The 25,018-nt window shown below is 73.4% G+C and carries 27 protein-coding genes; 20 read left to right on the top strand and 7 right to left on the bottom strand.

Annotated features, from left to right (window positions below):
- Positions 1-70: 70 nt before the first annotated feature.
- From QWJ41_RS13070 to QWJ41_RS13040, 7 genes are read left to right on the top strand one after another with little or no spacing between them, the layout of a single operon-like run.
- Complete coding sequence (locus QWJ41_RS13070; protein WP_439117325.1) at positions 71-1,027, top strand: ABC transporter ATP-binding protein; 957 nt, start codon at positions 71-73, stop codon at positions 1,025-1,027.
- Entirely contained in the window at positions 1,027-1,851 is an 825-nt protein-coding gene (locus tag QWJ41_RS13065; protein ID WP_302708811.1) for an ABC transporter permease, read from the top strand. Before QWJ41_RS13070 ends, QWJ41_RS13065 begins: the two co-directional genes overlap by 1 nt.
- Before the next feature lie 25 nt (positions 1,852-1,876).
- Entirely contained in the window at positions 1,877-2,644 is a 768-nt protein-coding gene (locus QWJ41_RS13060) for an ABC transporter permease (RefSeq protein WP_302708840.1), read from the top strand.
- Between the two features lie 18 nt (positions 2,645-2,662).
- Positions 2,663-2,857 (top strand): DUF3046 domain-containing protein, encoded by a 195-nt coding sequence (locus QWJ41_RS13055; protein ID WP_302708809.1) that lies wholly within the window; start codon positions 2,663-2,665, stop codon positions 2,855-2,857.
- Positions 2,854-4,173, top strand: a complete 1,320-nt coding sequence (locus QWJ41_RS13050; protein WP_302708807.1) for an MFS transporter — start codon at positions 2,854-2,856, stop codon at positions 4,171-4,173. The genes QWJ41_RS13055 and QWJ41_RS13050 overlap by 4 nt, the downstream gene beginning before the upstream one ends.
- Before the next feature lie 5 nt (positions 4,174-4,178).
- Positions 4,179-5,003 (top strand): S-methyl-5'-thioadenosine phosphorylase, encoded by an 825-nt coding sequence (locus QWJ41_RS13045; protein ID WP_302708806.1) that lies wholly within the window; start codon positions 4,179-4,181, stop codon positions 5,001-5,003.
- A complete protein-coding gene (locus QWJ41_RS13040) occupies positions 5,000-6,043 on the top strand; it encodes an NAD-dependent epimerase/dehydratase family protein (RefSeq protein ID WP_302708804.1) in 1,044 nt (347 codons plus the stop codon). The genes QWJ41_RS13045 and QWJ41_RS13040 overlap by 4 nt, the downstream gene beginning before the upstream one ends.
- A gap of 72 nt (positions 6,044-6,115) precedes the next feature.
- Here QWJ41_RS13040 and QWJ41_RS13035 read toward each other — a convergent pair whose 3' ends face one another.
- Positions 6,116-7,492 carry a hypothetical protein gene (locus QWJ41_RS13035; protein ID WP_302708802.1) on the bottom strand — a complete coding sequence of 459 codons (1,377 nt, stop codon included), beginning with the start codon at positions 7,490-7,492 and terminating at the stop codon, positions 6,116-6,118.
- Between the two features lie 75 nt (positions 7,493-7,567).
- Between QWJ41_RS13035 and QWJ41_RS13030 the strand changes: the two genes are divergently transcribed.
- The 10 genes from QWJ41_RS13030 (at position 7,568) to QWJ41_RS12985 (ending at position 15,213) form a co-directional block, all read left to right on the top strand.
- Positions 7,568-8,224: a glycosyltransferase family 2 protein gene (locus QWJ41_RS13030; RefSeq protein WP_302708800.1), complete on the top strand. Its 657-nt coding sequence runs from the start codon at positions 7,568-7,570 to the stop codon at positions 8,222-8,224.
- Positions 8,221-8,910: a TIGR04282 family arsenosugar biosynthesis glycosyltransferase gene (locus QWJ41_RS13025; protein WP_302708798.1), complete on the top strand. Its 690-nt coding sequence runs from the start codon at positions 8,221-8,223 to the stop codon at positions 8,908-8,910. Before QWJ41_RS13030 ends, QWJ41_RS13025 begins: the two co-directional genes overlap by 4 nt.
- Positions 8,907-9,554, top strand: coding sequence for a methyltransferase domain-containing protein (locus tag QWJ41_RS13020; RefSeq protein WP_302708796.1), 648 nt, complete (start codon positions 8,907-8,909; stop codon positions 9,552-9,554). The genes QWJ41_RS13025 and QWJ41_RS13020 overlap by 4 nt, the downstream gene beginning before the upstream one ends.
- A 24-nt stretch (positions 9,555-9,578) precedes the next feature.
- Positions 9,579-10,742, top strand: a complete 1,164-nt coding sequence (locus QWJ41_RS13015; RefSeq protein WP_302708794.1) for a molybdopterin-dependent oxidoreductase — start codon at positions 9,579-9,581, stop codon at positions 10,740-10,742.
- Positions 10,739-11,182 carry a hypothetical protein gene (locus QWJ41_RS13010; protein ID WP_302708792.1) on the top strand — a complete coding sequence of 148 codons (444 nt, stop codon included), beginning with the start codon at positions 10,739-10,741 and terminating at the stop codon, positions 11,180-11,182. Before QWJ41_RS13015 ends, QWJ41_RS13010 begins: the two co-directional genes overlap by 4 nt.
- A gap of 181 nt (positions 11,183-11,363) precedes the next feature.
- Positions 11,364-12,413 carry a recombinase RecA gene (recA, locus tag QWJ41_RS13005; protein ID WP_179616315.1) on the top strand — a complete coding sequence of 350 codons (1,050 nt, stop codon included), beginning with the start codon at positions 11,364-11,366 and terminating at the stop codon, positions 12,411-12,413.
- A 14-nt stretch (positions 12,414-12,427) separates the two neighbouring features.
- Complete coding sequence (locus tag QWJ41_RS13000) at positions 12,428-13,111, top strand: regulatory protein RecX (protein WP_302708790.1); 684 nt, start codon at positions 12,428-12,430, stop codon at positions 13,109-13,111.
- Between the two features lie 34 nt (positions 13,112-13,145).
- Positions 13,146-13,985 (top strand): PPK2 family polyphosphate kinase, encoded by an 840-nt coding sequence (locus QWJ41_RS12995; RefSeq protein WP_302708836.1) that lies wholly within the window; start codon positions 13,146-13,148, stop codon positions 13,983-13,985.
- Positions 13,982-14,809: a HipA family kinase gene (locus tag QWJ41_RS12990; protein ID WP_302708788.1), complete on the top strand. Its 828-nt coding sequence runs from the start codon at positions 13,982-13,984 to the stop codon at positions 14,807-14,809. The genes QWJ41_RS12995 and QWJ41_RS12990 overlap by 4 nt, the downstream gene beginning before the upstream one ends.
- The gene (locus QWJ41_RS12985; RefSeq protein ID WP_302708787.1) at positions 14,806-15,213 is read left to right on the top strand and encodes a DUF3037 domain-containing protein; all 408 of its coding nucleotides are present in this window, start codon (positions 14,806-14,808) and stop codon (positions 15,211-15,213) included. The genes QWJ41_RS12990 and QWJ41_RS12985 overlap by 4 nt, the downstream gene beginning before the upstream one ends.
- 31 nt (positions 15,214-15,244) lie before the next feature.
- Here the strand turns inward: QWJ41_RS12985 and QWJ41_RS12980 are convergent, their stop codons facing one another.
- The 4 genes from QWJ41_RS12980 to QWJ41_RS12965 are packed head-to-tail and all read right to left on the bottom strand — an operon-like array spanning position 15,245 to position 18,687.
- Complete coding sequence (locus QWJ41_RS12980; protein WP_302708785.1) at positions 15,245-15,988, bottom strand: sirohydrochlorin chelatase; 744 nt, start codon at positions 15,986-15,988, stop codon at positions 15,245-15,247.
- A gap of 55 nt (positions 15,989-16,043) precedes the next feature.
- The gene (locus tag QWJ41_RS12975) at positions 16,044-16,790 is read right to left on the bottom strand and encodes a phosphoadenylyl-sulfate reductase (protein WP_302708783.1); all 747 of its coding nucleotides are present in this window, start codon (positions 16,788-16,790) and stop codon (positions 16,044-16,046) included.
- On the bottom strand, positions 16,787-16,984 hold the full coding sequence (locus QWJ41_RS12970) for a hypothetical protein (protein ID WP_302708782.1): 198 nt from the start codon (positions 16,982-16,984) through the stop codon (positions 16,787-16,789). The genes QWJ41_RS12975 and QWJ41_RS12970 overlap by 4 nt, the downstream gene beginning before the upstream one ends.
- On the bottom strand, positions 16,981-18,687 hold the full coding sequence (locus QWJ41_RS12965) for a nitrite/sulfite reductase (protein WP_302708780.1): 1,707 nt from the start codon (positions 18,685-18,687) through the stop codon (positions 16,981-16,983). Before QWJ41_RS12965 ends, QWJ41_RS12970 begins: the two co-directional genes overlap by 4 nt.
- A gap of 338 nt (positions 18,688-19,025) precedes the next feature.
- On the opposite strand from QWJ41_RS12965, the gene QWJ41_RS12960 reads away from it, so the two are divergent.
- Entirely contained in the window at positions 19,026-20,471 is a 1,446-nt protein-coding gene (locus tag QWJ41_RS12960; RefSeq protein WP_302708778.1) for a glycine hydroxymethyltransferase, read from the top strand.
- A gap of 115 nt (positions 20,472-20,586) precedes the next feature.
- Here the strand turns inward: QWJ41_RS12960 and QWJ41_RS12955 are convergent, their stop codons facing one another.
- On the bottom strand, positions 20,587-22,263 hold the full coding sequence (locus QWJ41_RS12955) for an acyl-CoA dehydrogenase family protein (RefSeq protein WP_302708776.1): 1,677 nt from the start codon (positions 22,261-22,263) through the stop codon (positions 20,587-20,589).
- Between the two features lie 17 nt (positions 22,264-22,280).
- On the opposite strand from QWJ41_RS12955, the gene QWJ41_RS12950 reads away from it, so the two are divergent.
- Together QWJ41_RS12950 and QWJ41_RS12945 are read left to right on the top strand one after the other, a co-directional pair.
- Entirely contained in the window at positions 22,281-23,294 is a 1,014-nt protein-coding gene (locus QWJ41_RS12950) for a YihY/virulence factor BrkB family protein (protein ID WP_302708774.1), read from the top strand.
- A 10-nt stretch (positions 23,295-23,304) separates the two neighbouring features.
- Positions 23,305-24,405, top strand: coding sequence for a potassium channel family protein (locus QWJ41_RS12945; protein ID WP_302708772.1), 1,101 nt, complete (start codon positions 23,305-23,307; stop codon positions 24,403-24,405).
- Between the two features lie 32 nt (positions 24,406-24,437).
- On the opposite strand, the gene QWJ41_RS12940 is transcribed toward QWJ41_RS12945, so the two are convergent.
- Complete coding sequence (locus tag QWJ41_RS12940) at positions 24,438-24,953, bottom strand: hypothetical protein (RefSeq protein WP_302708770.1); 516 nt, start codon at positions 24,951-24,953, stop codon at positions 24,438-24,440.
- Positions 24,954-25,018: the final 65 nt, after the last annotated feature.

Genomic DNA, 25,018 nt, shown 5'->3' with positions numbered 1-25,018 from the left:
CGCGCGAACCTAGTCGCTGGTCGTCGTGGTGTCTGCCGACCAGCCCGAAGAGGAGTCCTAGAGTGGCCGCGTGCCTGACCACAGCGCCTCCGAGCACCCGATGATCGAGGCCCGTGGGCTGCGCAAGAGCTTCGGCGGCTTCGAGGCCGTGCGCGGCATCGACGTCGAGGTGCGGCGCGGCGAGGCCTTCGGGTTCCTGGGCCCCAACGGCGCCGGCAAGTCCTCGACCATGCGGATGGTCGCGGCCGTCTCGCCGGTCACCGACGGGCGGCTGCGCATCCTGGGCCTCGACCCCGCCGTCGACGGGCCCGCCATCCGTGCCCGGATCGGGGTCTGTCCCCAGGAAGACACCCTCGACACCGAGCTGTCGGTGCGCGACAACCTCTACGTCTACGGCCGCTACTTCGGGATGGGGCGCCGCGAGGTGCGCGAGCGGGTCGGCGAGCTGCTCGACTTCGTGCAGCTCACCGACAAGGCCGACGCCCGCGTCGACGACCTCTCGGGGGGCATGAAGCGACGCCTGACCATCGCCCGGTCGCTGGTGAACTCGCCCGAGCTGCTGCTGCTCGACGAGCCCACCACCGGGCTGGACCCGCAGGCGCGCCACGTGGTCTGGGAGCGGCTCTTCCGGCTCAAGCAGCAGGGCGTGACGCTGGTGCTGACCACGCACTACATGGACGAGGCCGAGCAGCTGACCGACCGCCTGGTGGTGATGGACAAGGGGCTCGTGGTCGCGGAGGGCTCGCCCCTGCAGCTGATCCGCGAGCACTCGACGCGCGAGGTCGCCGAGCTCCGCTTCGGCGTCGCTGAGCCGGGCGCGGGCCACGACCGGCACGTCGAGCGGGTCGCCGACCTCGCCGAGCGCGTCGAGGTGCTGCCCGACCGGTTGCTGCTCTACACCGCCGACGGCGAGGAGACCCTGGCCAAGGTGCACGAGCGCGGCCTCGAGCCGGTGGCCACGCTGGTACGTCGCGCCACCCTCGAGGACGTCTTCCTGCGCCTGACCGGACGGACCCTGGTCGACTGATGAGCAGCCCCTCCACCAGCACCTCGACCAGCAGCGCGCCGACCAGCACGCTGCGCGGCGCGCTGCGCCTGGTCGACTACTGGGCCACGGTCTACCGGCGCACCTGGCGCGGCAGCATCGTCTCGTCCTTCATCACCCCGCTGCTCTACGTGCTGGCGATGGGGGTGCTGCTGGGCGGCTTCGTCGAGGCCGACCCCGCCACGCTCGAGGGCGCGACGTCGTACCTGGCCTTCGTGGTGCCGGGCCTGGTCGCGGCCACCTCGATGACCACCGTCGTCGGCGAGGTCACCTACCCGGTGATGGCGATGGTGAAGTGGAACAAGACCTACTTCTCCATGACCGCCACCCCGCTCGGGGTGCGCGAGATCGCGCTGGCCCACCTGGGCTTCGTGGCCTTCCGGGTCGCGGTGACCGCGGCGGTGTTCCTGGCCGTCACTGCGCCCTTCGGCGTCTACGAGTCGGCGCCGGGGGTGCTGGGCGCTTTCGCCGTGCAGGTCCTGCTCGGCATGGCCTTCGCGGTGCCGCTCTACGCCTTCGCGGCCGGGCTGCGCGACGAGACCGCGTTCTCGCTGGTCTTCCGGCTCGGGATGATCCCGATGTTCCTGTTCTCCGGCGCGTTCTTCCCGGTCGCCAACCTGGATGCGCCGCTCGAGGCGCTGGCGCGCGCGACGCCGCTGTGGCACGGCGTCGACCTGACCCGGATGCTCGTGCTGGGGGTGCCCGACTGGTCGATGGTGGCCGTGCACGTGGCCTACCTGCTGGTGCTCGTGGTCCTCGGCTGGTGGTGGGCCGTGCGCCGCCTGACCCGGCGGATGCAGCAGTGAGTGCTCGAGCGGGGGAGTCGGCGTGATGGTGGTGACCGCGAGCACCGGGCTGATCCTGCAGCGCAACTTCCTGGCCTACCGCCGGGTCTGGTGGATCTTCGCCACCGGCTTCCTCGAGCCCGTCTTCTACCTCTTCTCCATCGGGGTGGGGGTGGGCGCCCTCATCAGCGGCTTCGAGGTCGGCGGCCGCGAGATCCCGTACGCCGAGTTCGTCGCGCCCGGGATGCTCGCGGCGTCGGCGATGAACGGCGCCGTGCTCGACTCGACCTTCAACTTCTTCTTCAAGCTCAAGTACTCCAAGCTCTTCGACCAGATGCTGGCCACGCCGCTGACCACCACGGACATCGCCCGCGGCGAGCTGGCCTGGTCGCTGCTGCGCGGCGGCGTCTACTCGCTCGGCTTCCTGCTGGTGATGCTGGCGATGGGGCTGGTCTCGTCGTGGTGGGCGGTGCTGGTGCTGCCGGCCACGCTGCTGATCGGGCTGGCCTTCGGCGCGGTGGCGATGGCGCTGACGACCTACATGCGCTCCTGGCAGGACTTCGAGCTGGTCACCCTCTCGACGCTGCCGATGTTCCTGTTCTCCGCGACCTTCTTCCCGGTCACCACCTATCCCGGGGCGCTGCGCTGGGTCGTCGAGGCCACGCCGCTCTACCGCGGGGTGGTGCTGTGCCGCGAGCTGACCACGGGCGCGGTCTCCTGGGACTCCGCGGTCTCGGTGGTCTACCTGGTGGCGATGGGGGTGGCGGGCCTCCTGGTCGCGCGGCGGCGCCTCGACTCGCTGCTGCTCACCTAGCCCGCGCACAATGGGCACGTGAGGCACACGGAGTTCTGGGCACGGCTCGACGAGGCGCTGGGCAGGGAGTCGTCGGGCTCGTGGGCCGAGCTCTTCGTCATCAACGAGCTCGGCGGCCGGACCACCCGCCAGGCCATCGACGACGGGATCCCGCCCAAGCAGGTCTGGGCCGCGGTCTGGCGCGTGCTCGAGCTGCCCGAGCGCTACCAGTGACGGCCTCCGCGCCGCAGCCGCCGGCGATGCAGCCGGGCCAGGTGGAGGCCGGAGAGGCGCAGGCCCGGGTGCAGCGGCGTACCGTCGCGACCCTGGTGGTCACCCAGGCCGTCGGCGCGGTCGGCATCACGATCGGCATCGCCACCGCCTCGCTGCTGGCCCGTGACATCTCCGGCAGCGACGGCCAAGCCGGCTTGGCGCAGACCTTCCAGGTGCTCGGCGCCGCGCTCGCCTCCTACGTGCTGGCCCGGGTGATGGCGCTGCACGGGCGCCGCCCCGGCCTGACCACCGGCTACCTGCTCGGCGCGAGCGGGGCCGTGCTCGCCGTGGTCGCCGGCAGCGTCGGGTCGATGGCGCTGCTGCTGCTCGGCGCGGTGCTGCTGGGCTCGACGACCGCCGCCAACAACGCCGCGAGGTACGCCGCCACCGACCTCGCCGAGCCGGCCCAGCGGGGCCGGGCGCTGGCCGTCGTGGTGTGGGCGACCACCATCGGCGCCGTCGCCGGCCCCAACCTGACCGGCCCCGCCGCGGCGCTGGCCCGCTGGTTGGGGCTGCCCGAGCTGACCGGTCCCTTCGCGCTGGGCAGCGTCGGGATGCTGCTGGCCGCCGCGGTGGTCAGCACCTTCCTGCGCCCCGACCCGCTGCTGCTGGCCCGCGAGGTCGCCGGCACCGCCGGGCTGGTGCCCTCGGGCACGTCGTGGGGGCGGGTGCGGCAGGCGGTGCGGGAGCGGCCGGTGCTGCTCGCCGCGGTCGTCGGGCTCGCGGGCGCGCACGCGGCCATGGTCGCGGTGATGGTGATGACGCCGCTGCACATGGAGCACGGCGGCGCCGAGCTGCGGGTCATCGGGGTGGTCATCAGCGTGCACGTGCTGGGCATGTTCGCCTTCGCCCCGCTGGTGGGGTGGCTGGCCGACACAGCTGGGCGCCCGCTCACCCTGGGCGCCGGCGGCGTGGTGCTCGTCGTCGCGCTGGGGCTCTCGGCGGCCGCGCCCGAGGGCTCCTCGTGGCAGATCTTCGGCGGACTCTTCCTGCTGGGCCTGGGCTGGTCCCTCGCCACGGTCGCGGCCTCGACGCTGGTCGCCGACCACGCCCCGCTCGACGCCCGCGCCGACGTGCAGGGCTCGGCCGACCTGGTGATGAACCTGGTCGCCGCGGCGGGCGGTGGGCTGGCCGGCGTCGTCGTCGCGCTCGCCGGCTACCCGGCCCTCGCGCTGGCCGCGGTCGGCCTGGCCCTGGCGGTGCTCGGCGCCGCGGTGGCTGCGCACCGTCTCACCCCCGTGGCGGCTCCGGAGGCCCCGGCCGACCTGGCACAGTGACGCCCATGAGCGAGACGCGTGCTGACGTCGCCGTGATCGGCGGCACCGGTTTCTACTCCTTCCTCGAGGACCCCGAGACGGTCCGGGTCGAGACGCCGTACGGCGACCCCTCGGCGCCGGTCTCGATCGGCACGGTCGCCGGGCGGCGGGTGGCGTTCCTGCCGCGCCACGGCACCTCCCACGAGTACGCGCCGCACACCATCCCCTACCGCGCCAACCAGTGGGCGCTGCGCTCCCTGGGCGTGCGCCAGGTGCTGGCGCCCTGCGCGGTGGGCGGGTTGCGGGCCGACGTGGCGCCGGGTGACGTGGTGGTGCCCGACCAGATGGTCGACCGCACCTACCGCCGGGTGCCGTCGTACGTCGAGGGCGGCGCGGTGCACCTGCCGTTCGGGGACCCCTACTGCGACCGGCTCGCCGGGGCGGTGACCGGCGCGGCCGACGACGTGCGCCACGGCGGCACGATGGTGATCGTCGAGGGCCCCCGCTTCTCCACGCGCGCCGAGTCGCGCCACTACGCCGAGCAGGGCTGGTCGCTGATCAACATGACCGGGCACCCCGAGGCGGCGCTGGCCCGCGAGATGCTGCAGTGCTACACCCCGATCGCGCTGGTCACCGACATGGACGCCGGCGCCGAGAGCGGCGAGGGGGTGGGCCAGGCCGAGGTCTTCGCCCGCTTCAAGGCCAACCTCGAGCGGCTCACCGGGCTGCTCGCCGCGGCCATCGAGGCGCTGCCCGACCCCGACGGCTGCTCCTGCTCGGGCTGGGCCGACGACCTCGAGCTCACCTACACCGTCCCGGGCCGGGAGTCGGCCTCGGAGTCGGCGTCGTGAAGGTCCTGCTGACCGGCTCGGCCGGCTTCATCGGCGGCGCCATCGCCGAGCGCCTCGAGGCGGCCGGCGACGAGGTGGTGCGTGTCGACCTGATGCTCGAGAAGGCCCACGGTGCCACCAGCGCCCCGGCCGGCACCCACCAGCTCGATGTGCGCGACGCCGACGCCTGGCCCGACCTGCTGCGCGGGGTCGACGTGGTGTGCCACCAGGCCGCCATGGTCGGGGCCGGCGTCACCGTCGCCGACCTGCCGCTCTACGCGGGCCACAACGACCTGGGCACGGCGGTGCTGCTCGCGGCGATGCACGAGGCGGGCGTGCACCGGCTGGTGCAGGCCTCGAGCATGGTCGTCTACGGCGAGGGTCGCTACACCTGCGCCGAGCACGGCGAGCAGGTGCCGGCCACCCGCCCCCGCGAGGCGCTGGAGGCCGGCCGCTTCGAGAACCCCTGCCCGGTCTGCGGCGAGCCGCTGACCTGGGCGCTGGTCGACGAGGACGCGCGCCTCGAGCCGCGCTCCAGCTACGCCGCCAGCAAGGTCGCCCAGGAGCACTACGCCATCGCCTGGGTGCGCCAGGCCGGCGCCGCGGCCCTGTCGCTGCGCTACCACAACGTCTACGGCCCCCGGATGCCGCGCGACACGCCCTACTCGGGGGTGGCGGCGATGTTCCGCTCCTCGCTCGAGCGCGGCGAGGCGCCCCAGGTCTTCGAGGACGGCCGGCAGGTGCGCGACTTCGTGCACGTCGACGACGTCGCGCGCGCCAACGAGGCCGCGCTGCGGGCGGTGCTCGAGGAGCCTGAGGGCCACCACCGCGCCTACAACGTGGCCTCGGGGCACCCGATCGGCATCCGCGACGTCGCGTCGCTGGTCGCACGCGGCACCGGCAGCGACATCGAGCCCGAGGTCACCGGCGGCTACCGCCTCGGCGACGTGCGCCACGTCGTCGCCTCGCCCCAGCGGGCCACCGACGAGCTGGGCTTCACCGCGACCGTGCACCCCGACCAGGGCCTGCCCGCCTTCGCCACCGCCCCGCTGCGCGACTGACCCGGCCCGTACTTCCCGCCCACCCGGCCCGAACTTCGCGTCGACCCGGCCCGAACCTCCCGTCGGGCCGGGTCACCACGACGTGTAGAGCAGGTGCTGGACCACGAGCGCCCAGCCCACCTGCAGCGCCAGCCCCCAGCGCCGCCAGGCGTCGGGCAGCAGCGCCGCGGCGATCGTCAGCCACGGCATGAACGGCAGCCAGATCCGCTCGACCTCCGACTTGCTCATCCGCGACACGTCGGCGACCACGATCGCCAGCACCGCGCCCAGCACGAGCACGGCCACCACCCGTGAGCCGGGGCCGAGCGCGGCGGCCCGCAGCAGCCGGGCACGCGCGCCGGCGTGCGCCAGCGCCGCCCCCACCAGGGGCCCGGCGCTGACGGCCAGGGCGGCCAGGTTGCCCCACATCCAGTACCAGGCGGGCCGGTCGCCGGCGATGCCGTCCCAGTAGCGCTCGGTCAGCACCGGGTAGGCCTCCCACCACGCGAAGCCCGCCGCAGCCATCGCCAGCACCGGCACGAGGGCGGCGACGACCGCCACGGGCAGCGGGCGCCACGACCGGGCGGCCACGAGCACGGCGAGCGCGACCAGTCCCATCAGCCCCATCCCGTAGGAGAGCAGCACGCTGCAGCCCAGCACGAACCCGGCGGCCACCGACCACCCGATCCACCCGCGGCCGCGCCCGACCGCGGCCCGCGCCAGCAGCGCCAGCCCCGCGGCGGTCACCGCGGTGAAGATCGCGTCGGCCGAGACGGCCATGAACACCGCAGCGGGGGAGAGCACCAGGAACGGAGCGGCGCGCCGCGCGAGCAGCTCGGCGTCGAGGGTGCGCAGCAGCGCCAGGACGGAGAGGGCCGTCGTCGCGCCGATGACCGTGACCACCATCCCGGCCGCGAACGAGCCGCCGAGGCCGATCCGCACCAGGCCGACGAAGAAGAGCAGCGCGAGCGGTGGGTGCCCGGCCGCCTGGGTGGGCCAGTTGTCGGGGTGGCTGTAGGGGATGCGGTCGACGTAGGTGCGCAGCATCTCCGGCACGTCGTCGACCTCGCGGGCGCTGGGCAGGTACTCCGTGGAGTGGTCGAGCACGCGCGAGATCCCCTCGCTGCCGTCGACGAACGCGAGCGAGAGCATCCACGCCAGCGCGACGGCGTACGACGCCAGCAGCAGCCGGCCCCACGAGGCGACGGCGGCGTACCGGGGGAACCAGGCCAGGCCCACCAGCCCCACCAGCAGCGCGGGAGCGGTGCCCGGGCCGACCAGCTTGGGCTCCCAGAAGCCGTGCAGCGGCGGTGAGGCCCAGGGGTGCGCGGAGCGGCTGGCCCGGCTCCAGGTCTGCCAGTCGAAGAGGGCCGGCAGCGCGAACGCCAGCACCACCAGCAGCAGTGTCAGCACCAGGCCGGTGCGCGCGGCGCGGGCAGGGGACGCGTCGGCCGCGCCGGGGGAGGACATGGCACGACCCTAGAGGCGCGGCCACACGGTCCTCCCACCGTCTGGGGTGGGTCGGGCCGGTCTAGTCTGCCTGCCATGCCCGTCGCCGATCTCGTCCTGCCCTGCCGCGACGAGGGTCCGGCCCTCGAGGCGCTGCTGCCGCGCATCCCCTCCGAGTTCGCGGTGATCGTCGTCGACAACGGCTCGCGCGACGCCACCGCCGAGGTCGCCGCCCGGCTCGGTGCCACCGTGGTGCACGAGAGCGTGCCCGGCTATGGCGCGGCGGTGCACGCCGGACTGCTGGCCGCCACCCACGACTACGTCGCCTTCATGGACGGCGACGGCAGCTTCGACCCCGACGAGCTGCTGGTGCTGCTCGACGACGTGACGTCGGGGCGCGCCGACGTCGCGGTCGGGCGCCGTCGACCGGTGTCCCGAAGGGTGTGGCCGTGGCACGCCCGTCTCGGCAACGCTCTGATCGTCGCCTGGTTGAGACGGAGGATCGCGATGACCGCGCACGACATCGCCCCCATGCGGGTGGCCCGCCGCCAGGCCCTGCTCGACCTCGGTGTCGAGGACCGCCGCTTCGGCTACCCCGTCGAGCTGCTGCAGAAGCTCACCATCGCCGGCTGGCGGGTCAGCGAGCGCGACGTGACGTACCACCCGCGCGCCGAGGGCACCCGCTCGAAGGTCTCCGGCTCGGTCAAGGGCACCCTGCGCACCGCGCGCGACTTCTGGAAGGTGCTGTCGTGACGGCGCCGCACGACCCGGACGTCCCGCCCCGGGTCCTCGTCGTGGCCAAGGCCCCGGTCGCCGGGCGCGTCAAGACCCGGCTGGGAGCCGACATCGGCGACGAGGCCGCGGCCGAGGTCGCCGCCGCCTGCCTGCTCGACACGATCGACGCCGCCACCGCCGCCGTCGGTGCCGAGCGCTGCCACCTCAGCCTCGCCGGGGACCTCGCCGAGGCCGTGCGCGGAGACGAGATCCTCGCCGCGCTGGCCGGCTGGAGCACCACCGCCCAGGTCGGCGACGGCTTCGACGAGCGGCTGGCCCACGCGCACGCCGCGGTCGCCGACAGCGGCCCCGGAGCGGTCGTGCAGGTCGGCATGGACACCCCCCAGGTCACCCCCGAGCTCCTGCTCGACGCCGCCGCGCCGCTGGCGAGCCACGACGCGGTGCTCGGGCCCGCCGACGACGGCGGCTGGTGGGTGCTGGCCCTGCGCGACCCGGCCGACGCCGCCGTGCTCGCCGGCGTCGAGATGTCCACCCCGTCGACGTACGACGACACGCGCGCCGCGCTGCTGGGCGCCGGGCTGTCGGTGGGCGGCACCGCCACCCTCAACGACGTCGACACCGTCGCCGACGCCGAGGCGGTGCTGGCGGCGGTCGCGACCGGCAGCCGGTTCGCCGGTGCCTGGCGTGGGCGGGTGCTGTCGTGACCATCCGCGACGAGCCGTTCACCAGCGTGTTCTCCCGGGCCCTGCGCGGCGACGCCTGCCGGGTGGTGGGCCTCAGCGACGAGCCCTCCGACCTGCCGATGGGGGAGTGGACCCGCGAGGCCGACCACGACGACCTCCTGCTGCTCAAGCGCTGCGAGGGGGCCACGCTCGACATCGGTTGCGGCCCCGGCCGGATGGCGGCCGCGCTGGCCAGGCTCGGCCACGCGGTGCTCGGCATCGACGTGGTGCCCGAGGCCGTGGAGCAGACCCGGCGCCGCGGCGCCAGCGCGTTGCAGCGCGACCTCTTCGACGCCCTGCCGGGCGAGGGACGCTGGCAGACGGCGCTGCTGGCCGACGGCAACGTGGGCATCGGCGGCGACCCGGTCGCCCTGCTGGCTCGCACCCGCAACCTCGTGCAGCCCGGGGGCCGGGTGGTGGCCGAGCTGGCGGAGCCCGGCGTGCCGATGAGCACCCGTTGGGTCAGCCTCGAGACCGGCGAGGCGCGCAGCAGGCCGTTCCCCTGGTCGGTCGTGGGCGTCGACGACATCGACGCGGTGGCCCGCCAGGCCGGACTGGTGGTGCGCTCCTGCGACCCCCTGGGCACCGGCCCCCGCTGGGTGGCGGTGCTGGGTGCACAGCCGTGAGCCGGGCGTCGTAGGGTCGGCGCCGTGAAGGCACCCGCCAGCCTGCCCGACCAGCACTCCTTCTCCTCACGCCTGCGCAGCGCCGCCATCTCGGCCCGCGTCGGCACCGCGCTCGCGGTGTGCTTCGGGCTGGCCTTCCTCACCGGGCTGGTCAGCCATTACGCGCAGAACCCCACCCAACCCGTCCCGTTCCCGACGAGCCCGGCCTGGGGCTACCGGTTCACCCAGGGACTGCACGTCATCAGCGGCACCGCCGCGGTGCCGCTGCTGCTGGTCAAGCTCTGGACCGTCTACCCGCTGCTGCTGGCCCGGCCCTCGATGCGGCTCAAGCGCCTGGTCGTCGAGCTGGCCGAGCGGCTCTCGATCCTCGTGCTCGTCGGCTCCGCGCTGTTCCTGCTGGTCACCGGGCTGCAGAACATCAGCCACTGGTACCCCTGGGCCTTCTCCTTCCGCTCCACGCACTACGCGATGGCCTGGATCGCCATCGGCTCCCTGGTGCTGCACGTCGCGGTCAAGCTGCCCCTGGTGCGCCACGCGCTGAGCCACGACGTCGAGGACACCGAGCTCGACCGCCCCGGGGCGACCGAGCCCGGCCCGCTGAGCCGGCGCGGCCTGCTGCGCGCGACCTGGCTGGCCACCGGCGCGGTGGTGCTGGCCACGGCCGGGTCGACCGTGCCCTTCCTGCGCCGCGTCTCGGTGCTCGCGGTGCGCTCGGGCGAGGGGCCGCAGGGAGTGCCGATCAACAAGACCGCCGAGGACGCCGGGGTCACCGACGCCGCACGCGACCCGGGGTGGCGCCTCGAGGTCGTCAACGACACGCGCAGCGTCTCCCTGAGCCGCGAGGAGCTGCTGGCGCTGCCGCAGCACAGCGAGGAGCTGCCGATCGCCTGCGTCGAGGGCTGGAGCGCCTCGGGCACCTGGTCGGGGGTCCGGCTGCGCGACCTGCTCGACCTGGTCGAGGCGCCGAGCGACGCCGAGGTGGTCCTCACCTCCCTGCAGGAGTCCGGTCCGTTCCGCGTGACCCTGCTGCAGTCCGGCTTCGTCGAGGACGACCGCACCCTGGTCGCCCTCGGGCTCTCCGGGGAGGAGCTGGTCCTCGACCACGGCTTCCCGGCCCGGCTCATCGCCCCCAACCGTCCCGGTGTGCTGCAGACCAAGTGGCTCGCGCGGATCGAGGTGCGCGCGTGAGCCCCGCGCGGTTCTTCCTCGGCGGCGTCGGCGCCCTCGTGCTGGCGTACGGCGGGTGGCTGCTGTGGTCGCGACGCGAGCCGGCCGACGTGCTCGACGCCGCGGTGTGGGCCGGTGGCGCGGTGCTGCTGCACGACGTGGTGCTGTCGGTCGCGCTGCTGGTGCTCGGGCTGGTCGTGGCTGGGTTGGTGCCCCGGGTGGCCCGTGGCCCGGTGGTGGCCGGTGCGGTGGTGCTGGGCTCGCTGACCCTGGTCGCGGTGCCGGTGCTGGGTGGCTTCGGCCGGGAGACTGACCCCACGAACGAGACGCTGCTCGACCGCGACTACACCGCGGGATGGCTGGTGCTGGCGGGGATCGTGGTGGCCGTGGTGCTGGTGTGGTCGCTGTTGCGGGCCCGCCGGGACCACCACCAACCGCACAGCGGCGACACGCCGACCTGACCTCCCACCTCGAACAGGTGTTCGGCATAGAGTGGGCGCACAGGTGACGCGCAGGACGCCGTCCTCCACAGGCCCGGGGTTCCGGGTCGGACTTGTCGGCGGTCCGCTCTAGCGTCGGCCACGACGACAGACAACTGGGACGACCGCGGTGCCGCAGGCGCCGCCCACGGACGGAGACATCATGGCTGGTGCAGACCGCGACAAGGCGCTCGACGCCGCGCTGCTCAACATCGAGAAGCAGTTCGGCAAGGGCTCGGTGATGCGCCTCGGTGACGAGACGCGCGCCCCCCTCGAGGTGATCCCCACGGGCTCGATCGCCCTCGACGTGGCGCTGGGCCTCGGTGGCCTGCCCCGCGGACGAGTGGTGGAGATCTACGGCCCGGAGTCCTCGGGAAAGACGACGGTCGCCCTGCACGCGGTGGCCAACGCCCAGCGTGCCGGCGGCATCGTCGCCTTCATCGACGCCGAGCACGCGCTCGACCCCGAGTACGCCAAGAACCTCGGCGTCGACACCGACGCGCTGCTGGTCTCCCAGCCCGACTCCGGTGAGCAGGCGCTCGAGATCGCCGACATGCTGATCCGCTCGGGTGCGCTCGACCTGATCGTCATCGACTCGGTCGCGGCCCTGGTGCCCCGGGCCGAGATCGAGGGCGAGATGGGCGACAGCCACGTCGGTCTGCAGGCCCGCCTGATGAGCCAGGCGCTGCGCAAGATGACCGGTGCGCTGAACAACTCCGGCACCACCGCGATCTTCATCAACCAGCTGCGCGAGAAGATCGGCGTGATGTTCGGCTCGCCCGAGACCACCACCGGTGGTCGGGCGCTGAAGTTCTACTCCTCGGTGCGCCTCGACGTGCGCCGCATCGAGACGCTCAAGGACGGCCAGGACATGGTCGGCAACCGGACCCGCTGCAAGGTCGTGAAGAACAAGGTCGCACCGCCGTTCAAGCAGGCCGAGTTCGACATCATGTACGGCAAGGGCATCAGCCGCGAGGGTGGCCTGATCGACGTCGGCGTCGAGGCGGGCCTCGTGCGCAAGGCCGGCGCCTGGTACACCTACGACGGCGACCAGCTGGGCCAGGGCAAGGAGAACGCGCGGACCTTCCTGCGCGACAACCCCGACCTGGCCAACGAGCTGGAGAAGAAGATCCTCGAGAAGCTCGGGGTCGGCCCGCAGGTCGACGCCGAGGCACCCGCCGAGGCCGACCCGGTGGGCGTCGACGACTTCTGAGCCGGAGGCACGACGTGGGCGACCTGCACGAGGACCGTCCGCCGCCCGACTGGGCGGGGGACGTGTCCCTCGGTGTCGACGCCTGGACCCAGCGCGAGGAGCCGGCGAGCGGGCCGCCGGCCGCGCCGCCAGCACCGGCCGTACCACCCGACCCTGTCGCCGACGGACCGGAGGCCGACCCGGAGTCGGTGGCGCGCACGATCCTGCTCGACCAGCTGACCGGGCGCGCGCGCAGCCGCAAGGAGCTGGCCGACAAGCTGGCGGCCAAGCTCGTCCCCGACGAGATCGCCACCCGGCTGCTCGACCGCTTCGAGGAGGTCGGCCTGGTCGACGACGAGGCCTTCGCCCGGGCCTGGGTGGCGGCTCGCGGGCCGGGGGAGCACGCCACCGGGCGCCGGCTGGCCCCGCGAGCGCTGGCCCAGGAGCTGCGCCGCAAGGGTGTCGACGACACCCTGGTCAAGGAGGTGCTCGAGGACGTCGACCCCGACGACGAGGAGCAGTCGGCGCGGGTGCTGGTGCGCAAGAAGCTGCGCTCGGTGGCCCGGGTCGACGACACGACCGCGACCCGGCGTCTCGTGGGGATGCTGGCCCGCAAGGGCTACGGCTCCTCCCTGGCCTTCTCGGTGGTGCGCGAGGAGCTCGCGGCCTCCGACCGGGGCTCCGCCGACGACCCGGCTGACCACCCGGCTGACGACTGAGCCCGCCTCGGCGAGGTGGCAGGATGCCCGGGTGATCGCCGAGCACCTGCGCCTGCCACCGGGCCCCGTCGACCTGTCCGCGCTGCCGACCGACGCCACGCCGGGCTTCGACGGTGGCAAGTCCGAGGGGCAGGAGGCGCTCGGCGAGCTGGGCGAGGAGCTCAGCGACCTGCAGGAGCGGCTCTACGCCGAGGGCCGCAGCGGCGGTTCCCGCAGCGTGCTGCTGGTGCTGCAGGGCATGGACACCTCGGGCAAGGGCGGCGTGGTGCGCCACACCGTCTCGCTCGTCGACCCGCAGGGCGTGCAGGTCACCGCCTTCGGCAGCCCCACCGAGGAGGAGCTGGCCCACGACTTCCTGTGGCGGGTGCGCCGGGCGCTGCCGGCCCCGGGCCGGATCGGTGTCTTCGACCGCTCCCACTACGAGGACGTGCTGGTGGCCAAGGTGCGCGCGCTGGCCGAGCCCGACGAGGTCGAGCGACGCTACGACGCCATCAACGAGCTCGAGGCCGAGCTTCTGGCCGCGGGCACGCCGGTGCTGAAGTGCTTCCTGCACATCTCGCCCGACGAGCAGCGCGAGCGGCTGCTCAAGCGTCTCGACCGGCCCGATAAGCACTGGAAGTTCGACCCGGTCGACATCGACGACCGGCAGCGCTGGCCCGAGTACCGCGCGGCCTACGAGACCGCTCTCGAGCGCACCAACACCGAGGTCGCACCCTGGTACGTCGTTCCGGCCGACAAGAAGTGGTACCGCAACCTGGCGGTCGGGCTGCTGCTGCGCGACACGCTGGTGCACCTTGCCCCGACCTGGCCCAGCACCGACGTCGACGTCGAGGCCCAGCGCCGGCGCCTGCTCGACGAGGAGCCGGTCCGGTGAGCGCGCCGACCACGTCCGAGGCGGAGACCGCGCCGCTGGCCCGGGTGGCGGTCTCGCGCTACGTCACCCCGCTGCGCGAGGGCGGCAGCCTGCCCGGCATCGTGGAGGCCGACGACCTCGGCACCTACGTCTGCAAGTTCCGCGGCGCCGGCCAGGGCCTGCGCGTGCTGGTCGCCGAGGTCCTGGTGGCCGAGCTCGCCCGCCGGATCGGGCTGCGGACCCCGCGCCTGGTGGTGCTCGACCTCGACGACGAGCTGGCCCGCTACGAGGCCGACGAGGAGGTCCAGGACCTGCTGCGCGCCAGCGTGGGCACCAACCTGGGCGTCGACTTCCTGCCGGGCTCCTTCGGCTTCGACGGCACGCTGCCCCGGGGCTCGAGCCCCGAGGAGGCCGCACGGGTGCTGTGGCTCGACGCCTTCACCGCCAACGTCGACCGGTCGTGGCGCAACCCCAACCTGCTGGTCTGGCACGACGACCTGTGGGTCATCGACCACGGCGCCTCCCTCTACTTCCACCACGGCTGGCCCGGCGGCAGCCTGGAGCGCCCCGGCGCCGGCGAGCGGTTCGCCCAGCAGTCGTGGAGCGTCGACGACCACGTGCTGGTCGACCACCTCGACCGGCTGCCGGCGGTCGACGAGGAGATCACCGCCCGGCTGGGTGTCGACGACCTGCCTGCGGTGCTGGCCGCGGTGCCCGACGAGTGGCTCGAGCCGGTCCCGGGTGCGGCGACGACCGACGAGGTGCGAGCGGCGTACGTCGAGCTGCTCGGCGCCCGCCTGACCACCCGCGCCTGGCTGCCGGCCGCGTCGGGCGGTGCCCGATGAGCGCTGTCAGCCCCGGGAACCAGCCGAGCCCCGTCGCCTACCAGTACGTCGCCCTGCGCTGCGTGCCTCGTGTCGACCGCGAGGAGTTCCTCAACGTCGGCGTGGTCGTCTACGCCCAGGCCCACGACTACCTCGATGCCGCCTGGCACGTCGACCGCGACCGGCTGGGGGTGCTCGACCCCGCCCTCGACCTCGACCGGGTCTGCGAGGCGCTCGAGGTGGTGCGCGCGGTGTGCGCCGGCGACGCCGCCGTCAGCGCGGCAGCGGGCCACCCGTTGAGCCAGCGCTTCGGCTTCCTCAAGGCGCCCCGCAGCACCGTGCTGCAGCCCGGTCCGGTCCACGGCGGCCTGACCCGTGACCCGGCCCGCCAGCTCGAGCACCTGCTGGAGCGCCTGGTCCTCTGACCGGTCGCCCCGGAGGGGGCGACCGGGCGGGTCAGACCGGCACGAGCTCGACCGCGCCGACCGCGTAGCGGGCCAGCACGGCGCGGGCGATCTCGGGGTGCGCCCCCAGCGACTCGGAGACCGCGATGGCGCCGGCCTCGAGGGAGAGCTCGGCGGCCCGGTCGGGCAGGAAGCCGGGAGCCAGGAAGAGCGAGGCCACCGCGATGTGGCGCCGGCCCTCGGCGCGGAAGGCGCGCACCGCCTCACCGGCGGCCGGCGGGGCGGCCGAGGCGAAGGCGGCGGTGACCGGCAGCTTGTGGTGGGCGCCCCACAGCCGCGCCATCCGGGCCACGCTCTGGTTGGCCAGCGCGTCGCTCGAGCCGGCGGCGACCAGCACCAGGGCGTCGAGCTCGCGCACCCGCGAGCGCTGCAGGGCCTCGCGCATCCGCACGTCGAGCACCTCCAGGAACGAGTTCTCCAGCCCCAGCACCTTCGTGGCTCGGATCTTCAGGTCGGGGTGCCGCTCGGTGGCGGCCGCGATGACCGCCGGCACGTCGACCTTGGCGTGGTAGGCCTCGGTGAGCAGCAGCGGGACGACGACGATCTCGTCGTGCCCGGCGCGCACCAGCCGGTCGACGACGGTCTGGAAGGACGGCTTGGCCAGCTCGAGGAAGGCCTTCTCGATGCGCAGGTCGGGGCGGGTGGCGCGGACCTCGTCGACGAGGGCGCCGATGGTCTCGGCGGAGCGCGGGTCGCGGCTGCCGTGGGCCAGGGCCACCAGGGCGGGAGCGGTCATGAGAGGGACCTCCTCGGGTCGTGCTGGATGATGGGGCAGGTGGGGTGGGCGGGGCTCATGCGTGGATCCCGCACTCGGTCTTGGTGGTGCCGGCCCACCGGCCGCTGCGGGCGTCGTCGCCGGGGGCGACCCGGCGGGTGCAGGGCCAGCAGCCGATGGAGGGGTAGCCGTCGTGGACCAACGGGTTGACCAGCACCCCGTGCTCGGCGATGTAGGTCTCGACCTGCTCGTCGGACCACCGGGCGATGGGGGAGACCTTGACCTTCTGCTTGCGCGCGTCCCAGCCGATGACGGGGGCGATGACGCGGTCGTGGGTCTCGGCGCGGCGCAGCCCCGTCGCCCACGCGTCGTACGACGCGAGCGTGCGGCGCAGCGGCTCGACCTTGCGCATCGCGCAGCAGCGGTCGGGGTCGGTGCGGTAGAGGTCGGGGCCGTGCTGGGCGTCCTGCTCGGCGACGCTGAGCTCGGGCCGCACCGTGCGCAGCGTGACGTCGAGGGTCGCCTCGACGGCGTCGCGGGTGCCGATGGTCTCGACGAAGTGGTAGCCGGTGTCGAGAAAGACCACGTCGATGCCGGGCACGACCCTCGAGGCCAGGTGGGCCAGCACAGCGTCGCCCATCGAGGAGGTGATCGCGAAGCGGTCGCCGAAGGTGGCCGCGGCCCACTCGATGATGGTCTCGGCGGGCGCCAGCTCGAGCTCGGCGCCCCAGTGCGACACGATCTCGCGCAGCTCCTCGGGGCTGCGCCCCTCGGTGCTGGTGGCCCGGTTGGCCCGCGCGGCGCGCGTGGTCGCGGTGCTCACGCCGGGCCGCCGTCGGCCGCCGCGCCGGGGCGCAGCTGGCCCAGCATCTTCAGCGAGAAGGCACGCAGGCACGAGCGGCAGGCCCACTGGCCGTGCGGCGAGCTGACCTCGCCGTCGGCGTCGACCACCTCGTGCGGGCGCAGGTCGTCGTCGCCGCAGTAGGGGCACTGGTAGGGCACCGCGCGCTCGCTCATGCCGGCACCTGCGCCTCGCCGCGCAGCAGGGCCTCGTCGGCACGCGCCACCCAGTCGGCGAAGGGCTCCTCGGGGCCGGTGCGGTCGGCCAGGTAGTGCGAGACGACCGCGACGACGTAGTCGCCCAGGCCGGCGCTGGTGACCTTGTGGGCGCGCAGCTTGCGCCCGAAGTTGGCGCCCAGCCCGGTCGCGCCGCCCAGGTGCACCTGGAAGCCCTCGACCTGGCTGCCCTCGTGGGTCACCAGCTGGCCCTTGAGGCCGATGTCGGCGACCTGGGTGCGCGCGCAGGCGTTGGGGCAGCCGTTGACGTTGACGCTGACCGGCACGTCGAGGTCGGGCAGGCGCTGCTCGAGCTCGGCGACGAGGTCGCGGGCGCGGTTCTTGGTGTCGACGATGGCCAGCTTGCAGAACTCGATGCCGGTGCAGGCCATCGTGTTCTGCCGCCACCCCGAGGGCCGGGCGGACAGGCCGATGGAGTCGAGGCGGGCCACGAGGTCCTCGATGCGCGCCGGGTCGGCGCCCAGCAGCACGATCTTCTGGTACGCCGTCAGCCGGGCGCCGGCAAGGCCGAACTCCTCGATCACGTCGGCCAGGCCGAGCAGCGTGGTGCCCGAGATCCGGCCGACCACGGGGGCCACGCCGACGTACTTGAGCCCGTCGACCTGGTCGTGGACGCCGATGTGGTCGCGGTGGGCGCGCGGGGAGACCGGGGACTCGCAGTCGACGAGGCGGCGGTGCAGGTACTCCTGCTCGAGCACCTCGCGGAACTTCTCGACGCCCCAGTCGGCGACCAGGAACTTCAGCCGGGCCCGCGAGCGCAGCCGGCGGTAGCCGTAGTCGCGGAAGACCGCGGCGACCCCGGCCCACGCGTCGGCGACCTCGTCGAGCGGGATCCACACGCCGAGCTTCTGGGCCAGCATCGGGTTGGTCGAGAGACCGCCGCCGACCCACAGGTCGAAGCCGGGGCCGTGCTCGGGGTGCACCGTGCCGACGAAGGCGATGTCGTTGGTCTCGGGGGAGACGTCGTGCGAGGGGTGGCCGGTGAGCGCGGTCTTGAACTTGCGCGGCAGGTTGGCGTACTCGGGATCGCCGATGTAGCGGCGGTTGATCTCCTCGAGCGCCGCGGTGCCGTCGATGATCTCGTCGGCGGCCACGCCGGCCAGGGGCGAGCCCAGGAAGGGACGCGGCGAGTCGCCGCACGCCTCGAGGGTGGACAGGCCCGCGGCCTCGAGGCGCTCCCAGACCTGCGGGACGTCCTCGATGCGGATCCAGTGGTACTGGATGTTCTGGCGGTCCGTGACGTCGGCGGTGTCGCGGGCGAAGTCGACACCGACGCTGCCCAGGGCCCGCACGGCCGCGGCGTCGAGCAGGGTGCCGTCGGTGCGCACCCGCATCATGAAGAAGCGGTCGTCGAGCTCCTCCTCCGACAGCATCGCGGTCTTGCCGCCGTCGAAGCCGGGCGCGCGCTGGGTGTAGAGGCCCATCCAGCGGAAGCGGCCGCGCAGGTCGGCGGGGTCGATCGAGTCGAAGCCGCGGCGCGAGTAGGTGTGCAGGATGCGGGCCCGCACGTTGAGCGGGTTGTCGTCCTTCTTGGCCTGCTCGTTCTTGTTCAGCGGCTCGCGGTAGCCCAACGCCCACTGGCCCTCGCCGCGCTTGGCGCGGGGGCGGGCAGGAGCGGACGGGGGAGTGAGGAGCTCGGTCATCGGGTGTCCTTCGAGAGCGGTGCGCAGGAGAGCGCGGGAGTGGGGCGGCTCAGGAAGGTCGACACATCGAGCTGCGGGTGCGCCCGAGGTCCACGTGGCGGCGGACCACCAGGTGGACGTGGGTCACGGCGAGGCTCATGGGAAGGAGTCTCAACTTCTGGACGTGCTGCCCACAAGCCGAGATCTCATGCACTGAGACAAGCATCCCACGATGTGAGAAGCGCGGCCCCAGGCAGCGCTCCACGACGCTGCGAGTGCGGCGCACGTCACACCGCTGCTCGCCGGCGTACTCCGCCGCCACGGGACGGCCCGGGCACGGCGCTGCGTAGGCTGGGCCCATGACCGACGACCTGTCCCGCCTGTCCAGCAGCGCCTACTCCCAGGCACTCGAGGTCATCGCCTCGGTGGAGCCGCGGATCGCCGAGGCGACCCGCGCCGAGCTCGCCGACCAGCGTGCCTCGCTCAAGCTCATCGCCAGCGAGAACTACGCCTCGCCGGCCGTGCTGATGACGATGGGCACCTGGTTCAGCGACAAGTACGCCGAGGGCACCGTCGGTCACCGCTTCTACGCCGGCTGCCAGAACGTCGACACCGTCGAGTCGATCGCCGCCGAGCACGCCCGCGAGCTGTTCGGCGCCGAGTACGCCTACGTGCAGCCGCACTCGGGCATCGACGCCAACCTGGTGGCGTTCTGGTCGATCCTGGCGCACCGCGTCGAGGGTCCCTGGCTCGAGAAGGCGCAGGCGAAGAACGTCAACGAGCTCACCGACGCCGACTGGGAGGAGCTGCGCCGCGAGCTGGGCAACCAGCGCCTGCTCGGCATGAGCCTCGACGCCGGCGGCCACCTGACCCACGGCTTCCGGCCCAACATCAGCGGCAAGATGTTCCACCAGCAGCAGTACGGCACCGACCCCGAGACGGGGCTGCTCGACTACGACAAGGTCGCCGCGAAGGCCCGCGAGTTCAAGCCGCTGGTGCTGGTGGCGGGCTACTCGGCCTACCCCCGCCGCGTCGACTTCGCCAAGATGCGCGAGATCGCCGACGAGGTCGGCGCGACCCTGATGGTCGACATGGCCCACTTCGCCGGGCTGGTGGCCGGCAACGTCTTCACCGGCGACGAGGACCCGGTCCCGCACGCCCACATCGTCACCTCCACCACCCACAAGTCGCTGCGCGGTCCGCGCGGCGGCCTCGTGCTGGCCACCGAGGAGTACGCCCCGAGCGTCGACCGCGGCTGCCCGATGGTCCTCGGCGGCCCTCTCTCGCACGTGATGGCCGCCAAGGCCGTCGCCTTCGCCGAGGCCCGCCAGGACTCCTTCCGCGGCTACGCCCAGCAGGTCGCCGACAACGCCAAGTCACTGGCCGAGGGCTTCCTGACCCGGGGCGGCGACCTGGTCACCGGCGGCACCGACAACCACCTGGTGCTCGTCGACGTCAGCAAGTACGGCCTGACCGGTCGCCAGGCCGAGTCGGCGCTGCTCGAGGCCGGCGTGGTCACCAACCGCAACTCGGTGCCCGCCGACCCCAACGGCGCCTGGTACACCTCCGGCATCCGCCTGGGCACCCCGGCGCTGACCACCCGCGGCTTCGGCCACGACGAGTTCGACACCGTCGCCGACCTCATCGTCGAGGTGCTCTCCAACACCCAGCCCGGCACCACCAAGGCCGGCGGCCGGTCGAAGGCCTCCTTCGTGCTCGCCGACGGCGTCGCCGACAAGGTCAAGGCCCGCTCGGCCGAGATCCTCGACAAGCACCCGCTCTACCCCGGCCTCGAGCTGGTCTGAGCTGGCCTGAGCTGCGTGCGGTTTCCCCGGGTACCCGGGGAACCCGTTCGAGTGACCCCCCAGGGCTCCGGGGCCGTCCCTGAAGGTGCCTGAGGGATCACTCGACCCGGGCGGCTCAGCGCAGGGTGGGGGTGGTCCGCTCCACGACCGCGCGCAGGTCGCCGCCCTCGAGCGCGCCCAGCACGCCGTCGTACGACGGGCTCAGCCGCGAGGCGCAGAAGATGTCGGCCACCTCGGGCGGGGCGAAGCGCACCAGCAGCGAGCCCTGCAGGACCGCGGCCATCCGCGAGGCCAGACGGCGGGCGCTGCGCTCCATCGCCTCGGGCTCGCCCATCAGCGAGCCGATCATGGCCAGGGTGTCCTCGACGGCGCGGTCGAGGCGGGCGTCGCCGCCGCGGGCCAGGCCGACCTCGGTGATCCAGGCGTCGAGCACCTCGGGCTCGCGGCCCAGCGCGCGCAGCACGTCGAGGGCGTTGACGTTGCCCGAGCCCTCCCACACCGAGTTCAGCGGCGCCTCGCGGTAGAGCAGCGGCATCACCGACTCCTCGACGTAGCCGTTGCCGCCCAGGCACTCCAGCGCCTCGGCGACCATCGTCGGGGTGCGCTTGCAGACCCAGAACTTCGCCAGCGGCAGCGCGATGCGGCGCAGCGCCGCCTCGTGCGGGTCGGCCAGCCCGTCGACGGCCGAGGCCAGGCGCAGCGCCAGCGCGGTCGCGGCCTCCGACTCGACGGCCAGGTCGGCGACGACGTTCTGCATCAGCGGCTTGTCGGCCAGCCGCGAGCCGAAGGCCGAGCGGTGGGTGACGTGCCAGGAGGCCTCCGAGACCGCGCGGCGCATCAGCGAGGCCGAGCCGAGCACGCAGTCGAGCCGGGTGGCGGCGACCATCTCGATGATGGTGCGCACGCCGCGGCCCTCGTCGCCCAGGCGCACCGCGACGGTGCCGTCCATCTCCAGCTCGGAGGAGGCGTTCGAGCGGTTGCCCAGCTTGTCCTTGAGCCGCACGACGTCGAGCTGGTTGCGGGTGCCGTCGGGCAGCACCCGCGGCACCACGAAGCAGGTCACGCCGCCGTCGGTCTGGGCCAGCACCAGGAAGACGTCGTTCATCGGCGCCGAGGTGAACCACTTGTGCCCGTGCAGCGTGTAGGTGCCGTCGAGACCCTCCGAGGGCCGGGCCCGCGTCACGTTGGCACGTACGTCGGAGCCGCCCTGCTTCTCGGTCATCCCCATGCCCGCGAGCGCCCCGAGCTTCTCGCTCGGGTTGCGCACGCCGGGGTCGTAGCGGCGCGAGGCCAGCAGCGGCGTCCACTCCTTCGCGATGGCCTCGTCGGCCCGCAGTGCCGGCACCGCGGCGTACGTCATCGAGATCGGGCAGCCGTGCCCGGGCTCGGTGTGCGACCAGGCCATGAAGCCGGCGGCGCGGCGCAGGTGGGCGTGGCGCTCGCCGGCGGCCTGCTCCTCCCACGGGGTCGCGGCCAGGCCGTGCCCGACCGCACGCTCCATCAGCCAGTGCCACGACGGGTGGAAGGCCACCTCGTCGACGCGGTGGCCGTAGCGGTCGTAGGCCACCAGCTCGGGGTGGTGCTCGTTGGCGAGCTGACCGTGCTCGCGGGCCTCGGCGGAGCCGGCCTCGGCGCCGAGGTCGACGATGCTGTCGAGCGTCTCCTGGGTGCCGTGGCGCAGCACGCCCTCGGTGAGGGCGGCGTCGGCGGTGACCACGTTGTGGCCGGCGAGCGGGGGAGCCTGGTTGGTCACGACGCGCAGGTCCGCGCGAGCGCTGTGGGAGGTCTGCATGCGGATACCGTAGGCCCATGGCCTCGGGCACCGGAGGAACCTCCCAGCTGCGCGAGGTGGCAGGACTGCTGCGCGAGCGGCTCGAGGCCCGGTCGCGACGCGTGGGGCACCTGCTGTGGCGGCTGGTGGTCACCACGGCGGGCTCGTGCCTGCGCTACCGGGTCACCGGCCTGGCGGCGGAGGCCGCGTTCTTCGCGGTGCTCTCGGTGCCGCCGCTGATCTTCGCGCTGGCCGGCGGCGTCGGCTACGTCTCCGACCAGTTCAGCCCCGCGCAGGTCGAGGACGTCCGCAGGGCCATCCTCGAGGTGTCCTCGCGCCTGCTCACCGAGCGTGCCGTCGACGACGTCATCGCCAAGACCATCGACGACGTCCTCGAGGGTGGCCGCTTCGACGTCATCTCGCTGGGCTTCGTGCTGGCCCTCTGGTCGGGATCGCGGGCGCTGAACGTCTTCGTCGACACCATCACCGTGATGCACGGCCTCGGTGGGCACCGCGGCATCGTCAAGACCCGGGCGCTGTCCTTCGTGCTCTACGTGCTGGCGATGATCACCGGCGTCGTGTCGCTGCCGCTGGTCGTGGCGGGGCCGACCATGGTGCGCCAGGTGCTGCCCAACCGGGTCGACATGCTGATGGCCTTCTACTGGCCGGTCGTGGTCGCGGTGTGCATCTGCTTCCTGGCCACGCTCTACCACCTGTCGGTGCCGGTGCGCACCAACTGGAGCTTCAACCTGCCCGGAGCCACCTTCTCGCTGCTGGCCTGGATCGGCGGCTCCTACCTGCTGCGCTGGGTGCTGACCGTCACCGCCGCCGAGTCGCAGTCGATCTACGGACCGCTGGCGGCGCCCATCGCGGTGCTGCTGTGGCTCTACCTCCTCGCCCTGGCCGTGCTCATCGGGGCCGCCGTCAACGCCGCCTTCGACACCGTCTTCCCCCAGTCGGCCACGACCCGGGCGCGCCTCGAGCTGGTCCAGCGCCTGCGGGCCCGCATGTCGCGGGAGCGCCTCGCACCGCTGGAGGAGACGGTCGAGTAGGTTCGCCCCTGTGACCGAGCAGCCCCGTGACCTCACCGAGGGCCGCGAGCGGGGGACCATCTCCCTGCCCGAGCCGGTCCGGTCGCCGTGGTTCGAGCTGTCGCGGCGGGTGGTCGCAGCCCTGTCCATCCTGGTCGGCACCGTGCTGCTGGTCTACCTCGACCGCGGCGGCTACCGCGACGCCACCGGGCCCGACCCGGGCATCAGCCTGATCGACGCGATCTACTACACGACCGTCACGCTCAGCACGACCGGGTACGGCGACATCTCGCCGGTCACCGACACCGCCCGGCTGATCAACGCCCTAGTCATCACCCCCGCCCGCATCGCGTTCCTGGTCCTGCTGATCGGCACGACCATCGAGGTGCTGGCATCGCAGGGCCGCGAGATGTTCCGCGTCGCCCGTTGGAGGAACAGAATGGACCACCACGTCGTCGTCATCGGCTACGGCACCAAGGGCCGTAGCGCGGTGCAGACCCTGCTCAACAACGGCCTCGAGCGCGAGGCGATAGTCGTGGTCGACCCCAGCGACGTGGCGATGCAGGACGCGCACGCCGACGGCCTCGCGGTCGTCTCCGGCGACGCGACGCGCCGTGGGGTGCTGCGCCGCGCGGGTGTGGCCGAGGCCGACCAGGTCATCATCACCACCGACCGCGACGACTCCAACGTGCTGGCCACGCTGACGGTGCGCCAGCTCAACCCCGACGCCTACATCGTCACCGCGGTGCGCGAGCACGAGAACTCGCCGCTGATGCGGCAGTCGGGGGCCGACTCGGTCATCACCTCCTCCGACGCGGTCGGCCGGCTGCTGGGCCTCTCCAGCGTCTCGCCGACGCTGGGCACCGTGATGGAGGACCTGCTCAGCTACGGCGACGGGCTCGAGGTCGCCGAGCGCGAGCTGCTGGTCAGCGAGGTGGGCCGCCAGCCCCAGTCGCTGCCCGACCAGGTGATCTCGGTGGTGCGCGACGAGAAGGTCTACCGCTACTTCGACCCGGTGGTCAGCCAGCTCGCCCGCGGTGACCGGCTGATCGTCGTGCGCCCGGCGAAGGAGCTGCCGTGGGCCCCGCGCCCCGGCACCCACAACGAGGACGCCGCGACCGACGACGACTGAGTCGATGTGGTGGATGTGGTCGACGCACTCGATCAGCAGGGGGGCACGCGCGACCAGCTGAAGTAGGTGAACTTCTTCGCGCCGTTGTGGGTGCGCATCCTGACCCGCACCTTCTGCTTGGCCAGGTCGCCGGTGCCGCTGAAGCGGGCGAAGACCTTGCGCCCGCCCGCGCGCGTCCAGCCGCTGTGCGCCGACGAGGTCCACATCGGGCCGATGGAGGCGTCCTTGACCCAGACCTCGGCGCGGCGCTCCGAGGTGTTGTGCTTGTTCTTCAGCCGCACCAGCAGGTGGGCATAGCCGTTGCTCGTGGCCGGGCGGCAGGCCTGCAGCTTGGCGCGCTTGTAGGTCTTCATCGTGTCCCAGCTCTTCGAGCCGGCGGTCGAGCGGTCGAGGTCGCGGGTGCGGTCCTCGGTGGCGGCGCCGGTGGTGACCAGGCCGGGCACGACCAACACGGCGGCGACCAGGAGGGACACGGCCACCGGCACCAGCACCGAGCCCAGGACTGGGCTGCGCGCGCTCGTGGGGGACGGGTGAGGGGTGCTCGGCACGGTGGTCCTCCGCTGATCGGGTCTGTCGGCTCGGTCGGCTCGGGGGCGGGTCCCCACGACCGTAT

The organism is Nocardioides cremeus, assembly GCF_030518195.1.
Classification (GTDB): Bacteria; Actinomycetota; Actinomycetes; order Propionibacteriales; family Nocardioidaceae; genus Nocardioides; species Nocardioides cremeus.
Note: the sequence above shows the minus strand (reverse complement) of the source record. Positions and strands in the feature narration are given on the sequence as shown.